The sequence below is a fragment of the Methanobrevibacter sp. genome, from assembly GCF_045636185.1.
GTDB lineage: Archaea > Methanobacteriota > Methanobacteria > Methanobacteriales > Methanobacteriaceae > Methanocatella.
Window position 1 is genome coordinate 1 of record NZ_JAZTXC010000099.1, and the last position, 10,708, is coordinate 10,708.

The following is a 10,708-nucleotide window of genomic DNA, read 5'->3' on the forward strand; positions in this document are numbered from 1 at the left end:
AGGTAAATTACTATTTATCCTCCCAAACAGTGAGGAAATTAGTGCCAATTATGGTGGTAATGGAACTTGGTGGGCAGTACATAAATTTGATGATTACGGAGTCTATGAAGTAAATGCATCATATACTGGATTGGATAATGTAACTGTCAACAATGGAACTGTAACTATCAGTAAAGCTAATTCAACTATCGGTGCCGAGAATAAAACAGTCCCTTACCCAAGTGATATTGTTTTAGTGACTAGCGGTGAAAACTGCACTGGAATAAACAAATCCAGTATTGTCATCTGCAACACTGATGGCACAGTTGCTGAGGCTAATATCATTGTTGATGGATTCACCATAACAATCAGCGGTTTAGGTGCAGGAAATTACACTGTATACTATAACAACACAGTAAACTCGGATTGGAATGGTGCCAGCAACTTTACAGAAATCACTGTCTTAAAAGCTAACTCCTCTGTTAGTGCAGGTGATGTTGAAGTTACCTATGGTGATTCTATTGTAGTTGTTGTAGACTCTGAGAATGCAACTAATGTTTCATATCAAATCATCAGTTCAGGTGCTATTGTTAAAGAAGGCACCATTAATATTGGTGAAAACATCACTGGTCTTGATTTAGCTGCTGGAGAATACACAGTCAATCTAACAACTGTAGTAAACAGTAATTACACTGCTGCTAACTACACATCCAAGATTACTGTTAAACCAGCAAACTCAACTGTCAGTGCTGAGGATGCTGTTGCAAGCTTCGGTGATGCCATTTCAATTCCGGTCTCATCAGTCAATGCAACTGAAATATCCTACAGGATTATTGACGCTAACGATAGGGCTGTTGCAAACGGCACTGTAAAACCTGATAATCCAATCAGTGTTTCTGATTTGGCTGCCGGCGATTACACTGTCAGTTTAACCACTGTTGCGGATGAAAACCATACAAGTGTATCCAACAGTTCCAGACTGCACATCAAGCATGTTGTTTCAATTGTCATTGCTCCGGTCACCGGTTATGCTGGTGAAGCGGTCAGCTTCACTGTACAGTTCAAATACGAGAATGGAGATCCTGTCAGTGAAGGTACTGCAGGTTTGACCGTCAAGTATGATAATAAAGAACTGCTTGCAGCTTCAAGATATCCTATCTTAAGTGCGGATGAATCCGTTCCGGTTTCCAACGGTAAAGCCACATTCAATGTCAAAGTTGACAATCCGGGCACATACCCGTATGCAGTAACCTATTCCGGCGGTGATGCTGATGACGTTCAAGCAGAATCAACACTTACAATCCTGAAAGTGAACACTACAGTTTCAGGCGTTGACATATCAGGAAAACCTGATGATAAAAAGGATGTTACAGTCACTGTTTTAGATCACAACAATAATCCTGTCGCTAACGGAACAGTTACATTGACCTTAAATGGAAAAACATACAACTCCACTGTAGAAAACGGCAAGGCCGTATTAAGCGTTGAATTGCCGAGCCCTGGAGAATATAATGCAACCGTTACATACAACGGAAATGACTATTATAACTCCAGTACATCTTCAATCAGCGTTAATGTCGAAAAGGTCAACACCAAGGCTCCTTCAGCTGAAGATGTCAGCGGAAAGGCCGGTGAGAAAAAAGACATTAAAGTGAAAATTGTTGATGAGAAAGGCAATCCGGTCAAAAACGGCACTGCCACATTGACAGTTGATGGTAAGACATATACCGCAGAAGTCATCGACGGCGTTGCAACATTCAAGGATGTTGTGATTCCTGATAAGGACACTGTGGCGGATGTTTATTATCATGGAAATGATTACTACAATGCAAGCTCTGCAACACTTTCCATTAAGGTAGAACAGAACAACAATACCGAGCCTGACAGCAACAATACGGATGAGAACAAAACCACCAAACACGTTTCATCTAATGTTGTTGATGCTAACGCAACAGGTAATCCAATTGCATTGATGTTATTGGCATTATGTGCAATGGTTATCACATATCGCAAAAGATAAAACATTAAAAGAGGATTTTTTTAAATTCTCTTTCTTTTTTTAATTTTCTATTTACTAAAGGATAGGGCATGGAAGGTAAATGGACTTTGGACTCAGCAACTAATTGAAAAAATTGATGGAGAGGGGTATTTTTCCAAGTGGGATAACTAAAGTTTTATATACTATAATGAATTAAATAACATTTAGTAACAAAATGTAGCCCATCGAAAATCGTATAGTTACCATTTTATCAGGATTTAGGTAATCAAAAAGTTTATTTCAGAAGTAACCATATATTTAAAATTTTATTTTCAAACGGTTACTGGTCAAATTTTTGAATAGTTACCTAATTCCAAAAGAAAATTAAAATAAATTTATTCACAAAACATTAATCAACAACCATAATCATCAACCAACATAGATTTTTTATTATTACTCAAAATTGTTTAAATTATAAAATAAGCAATTTAAAGAGTTTTGAAAAATTAATCATCAACCAAAAAATATGTTAATCATCAACCACATATAGTATAATAATTAAGAAAAATAAAGTTGATACCATGTTTGAACCTAAATTTACCTACACCGATAAAATTGTAAATTACATTGCTGAAATCGCTTCAGCCAAAGAAGTTATCAGCAATGCTAAAATAATCCCCTTATACGATACCAAATTAAAACAGGATGCTCTCATTAGATCTTCACATTACTCAACATCAATTGAAGGAAATCCATTAAACTTAGATGAAGTAAAAACATTAATCAACAACAATCAGAAACCAACTACAAAAGCAGAACAGGAAGTATTGAATTATTTCAATGTATTAAATAATTTAGGTCAATATTCAGATAAAGTTATTACCCAAGACACAATTTTATCTGTACATAAAGACCTGACTAAAGATTTATTAAGAAATTCCGAATATGAGGGCAAATTTAGAGATACTCGCGTATTTATTGGTAATCTGCATACTCAAAAAATAAATTATATACCGCCAGATGCTTATAAAGTACCTGGTTTAGTAGATGAGTTATTAGATTGGTTAAACAATTCAACCGATGAAATGTATCCTATCATTATCGCAGGAATTCTTCATTATGAATTAGTACGTATACACCCCTTTGTTGATGGAAATGGGCGTACCAGCAGACTTATGGCAACATTAATTCTATCCGTTCACAAATTTAATATCAATGACTACTTCACTTTAGACGAATATTACAATCAGGACAGGCAGGCTTATGTCGATGCACTAAACAGTGCAGATAAAAACCATGACTTGACAAAGTGGCTGGAATATTTCTGCGGCGGAGTATTATACTCAATCAATAAAGTTAAATCAGAAGTATTAAAATTAAGTGAAATCACATCAAAATATGACAATACCATTCAATTAACTCCAAATGAAATTTCCATATTAACTCTACTTGAAGAAAAAGGACATATTCAAAATAAAGATATCCAAGAGATGTTAAATATCACTCCTCAAGCCAGCTATAAAATTATTAGAAAACTAAAAAATAAAGAATTGATAGAAAGTATCGGAAAAGGCAGAAATACAGAATATATTTTGAAATAAAACATTAATCATCAACCATCATGATTTTTTTATTTTTAATAAGAATGGTTTAAATCAAAAAATAAGTAATTTAAAGAGTTTTAAAAAATTAATCATCAACCCCAAAAGATGTTAATCATCAACTATCAATATGTTAAAATCGAATGTTACATTAGAGTAATATTCAAAAATAAAAATCATTTGAAAAACAATAAATTAAAGTCCATATCATGGACTTTAAATGAAATCAAATTGTTCGCCCCATAATTGCAAGCATTAAGATATGCAAAAAATCACTCAATTAGCCTATTTAAAGTCTCTCGGATTATTGTTTTCAAATTTGCAGTTTACACTAGTGAATGATCTTTCCTTATCATTATCTATTGCTCCACTGCCCATATTGGCATTGTTATGAGTTATTGCAGAGTCAATGATTTTTAAATCACCCATATAATTAGTTATCGCTCCGCTTTGAGCTGTTCCTGTGTTTTTACTTATTTCTGATTCTGTGATGATTACTTTTCCGCGATTGCTCATTACGGCTCCGCTGTCTTCTGCTGTGTTCTTCTCAAGCCTTGATTCTGAGATTTTAGATGTGCCCATAAAGTTGTATATCGCTCCACCCCATTTTGCGGAGTTTCCTGAGAATGTGGATTGTGAAATGTCAACTGTGGATTCTTCTCTGGCTGTTGCATAATTGTTTATTGCACCTCCGCCATCATCAATTGCTTTGTTGTCTTTCAGTGAACATTTGATGATTTTTAAATCTCCTCTATCGTTTCCTATTGCTCCTCCAGAGCGTTCTGCTGTGTTGTTTGTTAGTCTAGATTCGATGATTTTAATTCTCCCCTTATTGTTTTGTATCGCTCCGCTCCAGTTTCCTGCCCTGTTGTCTTTGAAGGTGGATTTGCAAATTAAAAGCTCTCCTTCATCATTCACTATCGCTCCACCAGAGTCTTCGCAGAATCCATTTTTGAGTGTGATGTTTTTGATTGCGACTTTTTTGGCTGTGCAGCGGAATATCTGTGCTTTTCCTTTTGCATCTATAGCATGACCGTTCCCATCAATGACAATATTTTTATCTAAAACAATTCCTTCAGGAAATTCTGTTTCCTCACCAGCAACCAACATTATATCATTATCTAAAACTATTTCATTACTACCTTCAATTAACTCTTTCAGATATTTAAAACCAAATCCATTTGATTTATTTTTTTTAAATTTATCAAATAACCCCATAAAAATACCTCCATAACAAAATTTTATCTATGCTAAATTTTTTCAAATTGAGACACCCTACAAAAACATGACCCTCCTTTACTTATAATTCATTTAACCTGTCTTTTGCAAATTTACGAGTAAATTCATCAGAGTCATTACAAGCAACATCATACAAGACATCACGACTTTTTACACGCTTAACTGCTTCTAAACGAACCCCCACATGTTCTTCATGAAGTGCAACATCCGCCAAAACATCTTGATTACTAACCTTTTGAACGGCAGCACCACGAACTGATACATTGGAATCATATTTAGCAATATGTGATAAACGTTTTTGGTCATCTATATTTTCAACTGCTTCTTTGCGAACACGCCAATCAGAGGAATTTAAACCATAGAATAAATATATTTGTGATTGAATTTTTTTAGCTTCATTCTTATACCATCTTTCTAATTTTTTATTTGTAGGGTTTAATTGGTCTGCAGCTTCAATAAGAACATTGGTAGTCTCTTTCACTTCATTAAAATCAAAATCAGAAAAATTCTTATAGGCTGCATGTTTGTGAGCTAAAATAACCGCCGCATACATTACATTTGAATCACGGTCATTATCCGCCCATTTTTCAATAAAATCTTCTAATTTGGTATTTTCTTTATCGTTTATAACCTCTTTATTTTCTGTTTTCTCTTTAAAACTTTGAGCATAATCTATTTTTTCTTTTTTAAATATTTTATCTATAAAACCCACATTCATCACCGAAATAAATCATTTATAGAAAAATCGTAGGATCGGAGCATTCATTTTTAAAAAAAATAAATCTATTCTTTTTCAGAATTAATCTCCCAATTATCAGTTTTTTTTATTTTTCATTATATAACTGGCACGAAAAACCAATAAAATTACCCCATAGTAGTTTTTTAATCTATTTTTTTACTTTTGGATTAAACAATGCCTTTTTATCATCAATGTAACTTTTGATATATCACATCACGCACATCTTCATCTTTTTCATTTTCATATAACCTTTGAAGGACAATATCGTCTCTCCATCCAAATTGATTTATGGCTTCTATTCTGATTTCTGGATCATCATCATCTTTTGCAATTTTTTCTATCAATTTTTTATCTTTTACAAAATGTAAAGCAGTTTTCCTAATTTCCGGGTCTTCATCAGGATGAAGACAAGTGATAAATACAGGTTGGGAATTAAGAAAAACCATTGCTTCATTGCGAGTACTTGTTGGGAATTTTCTATTAGTTATAAAATATAATAAATTTTCCCCATTAAGATTATACGCTGCACCTTCACCAATCCAATCCTCACTAGAACTAGCAATTTCCATCAATAAATCTTGATTTGAAATTTTTCGTAATGCTCCTTCTCTAAGCGAACGATCACATTTTTTATTCATTGCAATATTGGCCAATATTTTTTCATCGTTTATTTTTTGCAATGTTTTTTCACGAACTTTTAAACTTAACGAATTATTATTTATTTTTTCTAACATTTCATCTGGAGTTTCTTTCTTTTTGAATCTGTCAATTAAACTCATTAATATCACCTACATTGACGGTTGATATTTTATCAAAGCATATATATATAGCGATTTTATTATTATGCGCGAAAAATTTTTAATATCCATTTTAATAAATATAACTAATTTAATTTGTAAAAATTCAACAAACAATATTAATTTTAGAAAATTAAACATGATTAGAATAAAAAATTAAAGATTAATATAATTAAGATTTAATAACTTTTAGTAAATTTAATCGATAAGTTTATATACTAACAAAAAGTTAATACATTAATCTCATATTTTTCAATTCCCCAATATAACCGTCAAGATTTATAACCTCCCCCCCATTAGATCAAGTCATTTGTAATTTTATTCATATAGAATAAGTTATGAAATTTAGGGGAATAGACAAATAATTGATGAATGAAAAATATTTAATTATCATGAATTCTAAAAAAAGTAGTGTAGAGAGAACAAAAGTTATACAACTATCACATGAGTTTTCATATTAACCTCTCTCCAAAATAATTTTAATTAATTAATGATTTAATTTTTAAGTTATATATAATTAATAGCTAATTCATAAAAATGAAAATGTTTTTGGAGGTATATAAATTATGTCATCATCCTTTTTTACAGAAGAGTAGTTATTTGCAACCACTATACCATATTGACAATTATATTTGTTGATTGCATGTTTAATCTGTAGTTTCTTTTTCTTTCCACGACCCACCTCGATTGGAATGATGTTTTCGCAATCTTTTTGAATCAGAAAATCAACATTTCTTTTTTTGTCGGCATCATAATAGATAGTGAAATTTGTGAATTGATTATTGGATAAGTTAAACAAATTTGATGCAACTAGGTTTTCAAGAAGGAACCCTTCATAATCATCACTTCCAAGCAATGGGTTTCCCACTTTGGTTGACAGGGCATGTCTGATGCTGGGTGTTGCAAAATAATATTTCCATGATTTTTTAGCCCTTTTGGCTGAACCACCATACGGCTCACAATGGAAAATCAGATGGGTCTTTTCAAGCAAATCCAATATCTTATTTACATTTGCAGTTGATGTTTTCAAGTAATTTGCCAGATTCGCTTGTGTTAATTCTCCAGGCTGTTGGAGAGCAAGATATCTTAAAATACGTTTTGCATTGGATTGGTTTTCAGATGAAAGCTCTTTTATTTGCGGTATGTCTTTTGTAATGACCCTTTGTGTAATTTCAACCAAATCCTCACATATTTCCCGATGAGACTTTTTGTCAAACAATATTGGAAAACCACCGAATTTAAAATATTCATCCCAATCTGTAGAAGAGTAATCCAAGCAATTGGTCAATAAGTTATTTGCTTTAAATTCGGATGATAAAACATTATTAATATCTCCACCGAATATCAAATCTCTTAAATCAGCAGACAAACAACTTACGTCAACACCATATTTTAATTTTAAATGCTGTGTGTAGTTTAGAGGAGTTACGGATTTTTTACGCATTCTTCTTGCAAGATCATCACTGCGTTCCAAATGAAGAGCAGAAGAACCTGTAAATATCATGAAAATATTATATGATTTATCGTATATTACTTTTCCAGAGGAAGCCCATTTTTTATCGATTTGTGATTCATCAACGAATATGAAAACCTTTTCATCTAAATTTCTCAAGTTTGCATGAAATATGTTTTTCAGGTATACTTCAACCATCTGTCTTATATTGCATTCAACCAGATCATTTAAATCATCAAAGGAAATGTATAACACATTATTGGGAGGAATATTCTTTTCTTTTAAGAGATATTCATATGCCTGTAGAATCAATGTTGTTTTGCCAACACCCCTAAGACCTGGCAAAACTATAATCTTATTTGAAGTATCTTCTTTTAAAAAAGTATCCAAGTATCCTTTTATCCCATCCAATTCTTCTCGGGAGTTGAATTTCATATTATTGTTAGATAACTCTTTATTTAAGACATTAGGAACATCAGTCAATTCATCTTTAATGAAATTTGCGATTAATTCTTCCTTTTCAATCATAGCAACATCCTCATTATATATATATTCAAATATTTGAATTAACATATATAAATAATTATTCAAATATTTAAATAGTTATATATAAAGATTTATTCAAATATTTGAATAAATGTATTTTAACTTAATTCTTAATTAAATACTAATTATTCAGACATATATTGAATTAATCAATTTATATAGTTTTTGTTTGAAATAAAAGCAATATTATTAAACTATAAGAATATTCCAATATCAGACAACTTTTAAAGTAATTTCATATCGACATTGGCATAACAATAATTCCTTTTCATCGATTGTTTGCAATAATTTTAGTATCTTACACTGCAACTTTTCCAATAAAAGAACAATAGTTACATAGTATCTTTATTTGGCTCAGTTTATGGTACATGATTTGGAGTTCCATTAGATACATCTTCTCCAGTATAGATGAAAATGCTTAATTATCAGGAGTTCTAAAAAAAAGTAGTGTAGAGAGAACAAAAGTTATACAACTATCACATGAGTTTTCATATAACCTCTCTCTCCAAATAATTTTAATTAATTAATGATTTAATTTTTAAGTTATATATAAATAGCTATCCCACTACTAATAAGTTACATTTCTCTATTTTTATAATATATGGTGTTTGAATTTAGGCATATAAATTAAAAAAAAATCGCACAAACTAATGTTCATGCGATTTACATATTTTCTTATAGTCCCATGACGGCAGTAACAACCACGAGAACTATTGGAATAGTTATAAACAGGATGCCTATGAAATCAAGGATGGCTCCCGTCTTAATCATCTTTGTGATTGGGACATAACCAGAGGAGTAGACAATTGCATTAGGCGGTGTGGAGACTGGCATCATAAATCCAAGTGATGAAGCCAAGGCAATACCTACAGCAACAGGAATAGGACTGAATCCCAGTGACATGGCTGTAGTAATTGCAATCGGACCAATAAGATTGGTAGATGCTGTGTTTGATGTGAACTCAGTAAGCAACAGAGTGCAAATGCAGAAAACTGCAATGAAGACTATCTCTGAGGGATTAGATCCTATTAAATTGCTGATGCCAGCACCCATCCAGTTGGACAATCCTGTGGTGTACATCAGTCCGCCCATGGATAAACCACCACCGAAAAGAAGCAGTGTGCTCCAATCTATACCTTCAACACCATCTTTCCACTTTAGTGTCATCTCTCCTTTCTTAAGGTTCACCGGCAGGAAGAACAGTAGCAATCCGCCAACAAGAGCAACAATGTGCTCTGGGAAATACGTGTTGAATATTTTCACAATTGGGGCATCAGGGCTGTAGATGATAGTCAAGACTGCTGGTGCGACCCATAGAACAACTGTCAAAGCGAAAGCGAATATTGTATTTTTCTGTGCCTTAGTCCACTTGCCAAGCTCTTTGACACGATCTTGAATGAATGTTTCTGTTCCTTTTATATGATTTTCATCGGCTGGATACATACGCCATAATATGACATAAGTTAAGATGAAAAAGGCCACCATTGCAACAAATCCCCACATCATCCATTGGATGAATGACACAGATGGAGCATTAGGAGCAAGCTGATCGAGGAGTCCCATCATAATAAGGTTGGAAGGTGTGCCTATTGGGGTGAAAACACCTCCAATGGAACAAGCGTAGGCTATCATCAGCATGAGTCCTGTGGCATATTTATAGTTGGTAAGGTCTATTTTTTTACCGTTTTTAGCCATAATCTCGCGGATGGCTTCAAGAAGTCCCAGTGCAATTGGGAACATCATGGCTGCTGTGGCAGTATTGCTAACCCAACTTGAACCAATCATACATACCAGCCCTATGGCTAGGAAGATGCGTCGAGGGGAGTCCCCTACCCATCTCATCGAAATGATACCGTAGGCAATACGCTTGTCAAGACCATTCACAATCATAGCTGTTGCAATGAGGAAACTGCCCATAAACAGGAATATGATTGGATTGGCGAAGTTTGCAAAGGCCTCATCCATAGGCACAACATTCAGCACGACACAGAGTGTGGGGCCAAGTAACGATGTGACTGGGATAGGCACAGGTTCAGTTATCCACCAAATGGATACCAATGCCATTATAGCCAACAGGTGGTGGGCGGGATCCGAAAGACCCTGAATTGGGAGAAACCAGAGTATAATAGCACATAATGGTCCTAAAATGGCACCACTTATGCGACGTTTCTTATCAAAGGAGTCCCCACGTGATTGTATATCTTCATCAGAATGTTGGTTTTCTGTTTCCATATTAATTACTATCCTATTTCATGAATCAAAAAAAAGCAATGACAAAAAAAATAGTAGTTTGAAATTAATTCTTATTCAAAACTCAAATTCCATTTTAACATCATCATTGCCTAATAATTAGTTTGTTTATTTCTTTTTCTATAT

7 protein-coding genes are annotated in these 10,708 nt (G+C 33.2%); 2 read left to right on the forward strand and 5 right to left on the reverse strand.

Translation table 11 applies throughout. The annotated features are described in order from the left end of the window. Both ACKI3Q_RS05750 and ACKI3Q_RS05755 read left to right on the forward strand, forming a co-directional pair. A partial coding sequence (locus ACKI3Q_RS05750) for an Ig-like domain repeat protein (RefSeq protein WP_407415152.1) occupies positions 1–1,999 on the forward strand: 1,999 nt, incomplete at its 5' end. Between the two features lie 539 nt (positions 2,000–2,538). Next, positions 2,539–3,558 (forward strand): Fic family protein, encoded by a 1,020-nt coding sequence (locus ACKI3Q_RS05755; protein ID WP_407415154.1) that lies wholly within the window; start codon positions 2,539–2,541, stop codon positions 3,556–3,558. 285 nt (positions 3,559–3,843) lie between these two features. On the opposite strand, the gene ACKI3Q_RS05760 is transcribed toward ACKI3Q_RS05755, so the two are convergent. The 5 genes from ACKI3Q_RS05760 to ACKI3Q_RS05780 form a co-directional block, all read right to left on the reverse strand. Further along, complete coding sequence (locus ACKI3Q_RS05760) at positions 3,844–4,776, reverse strand: hypothetical protein (protein ID WP_407415156.1); 933 nt, start codon at positions 4,774–4,776, stop codon at positions 3,844–3,846. Positions 4,777–4,858: 82 nt separating this feature from the next. Then, positions 4,859–5,509, reverse strand: a complete 651-nt coding sequence (locus tag ACKI3Q_RS05765; protein ID WP_407415158.1) for a HEAT repeat domain-containing protein — start codon at positions 5,507–5,509, stop codon at positions 4,859–4,861. Between the two features lie 215 nt (positions 5,510–5,724). Then, a complete protein-coding gene (locus ACKI3Q_RS05770) occupies positions 5,725–6,315 on the reverse strand; it encodes a HEAT repeat domain-containing protein (protein ID WP_407415160.1) in 591 nt (196 codons plus the stop codon). A gap of 547 nt (positions 6,316–6,862) precedes the next feature. After that, a complete protein-coding gene (locus tag ACKI3Q_RS05775) occupies positions 6,863–8,314 on the reverse strand; it encodes an ATP-binding protein (protein WP_407415162.1) in 1,452 nt (483 codons plus the stop codon). Between the two features lie 693 nt (positions 8,315–9,007). Next, positions 9,008–10,564 carry an SLC13 family permease gene (locus tag ACKI3Q_RS05780; RefSeq protein ID WP_407415164.1) on the reverse strand — a complete coding sequence of 519 codons (1,557 nt, stop codon included), beginning with the start codon at positions 10,562–10,564 and terminating at the stop codon, positions 9,008–9,010. Between the last annotated feature and the right edge of the window lie 144 nt (positions 10,565–10,708).

Excerpts from the sequence above, each read along its gene's own strand:
- ACKI3Q_RS05755 (WP_407415154.1), top strand. The coding sequence starts at position 2,539 with ATGTTTGAACCTAAATTTACCTACACCGATAAAATTGTAAATTACATT.
- ACKI3Q_RS05760 (WP_407415156.1), bottom strand. The coding sequence starts at position 4,776 with ATGGGGTTATTTGATAAATTTAAAAAAAATAAATCAAATGGATTTGGT.
- ACKI3Q_RS05770 (WP_407415160.1), bottom strand. The coding sequence starts at position 6,315 with ATGAGTTTAATTGACAGATTCAAAAAGAAAGAAACTCCAGATGAAATG.
- ACKI3Q_RS05775 (WP_407415162.1), bottom strand. The coding sequence starts at position 8,314 with ATGATTGAAAAGGAAGAATTAATCGCAAATTTCATTAAAGATGAATTG.
- ACKI3Q_RS05780 (WP_407415164.1), bottom strand. The coding sequence starts at position 10,564 with ATGGAAACAGAAAACCAACATTCTGATGAAGATATACAATCACGTGGG.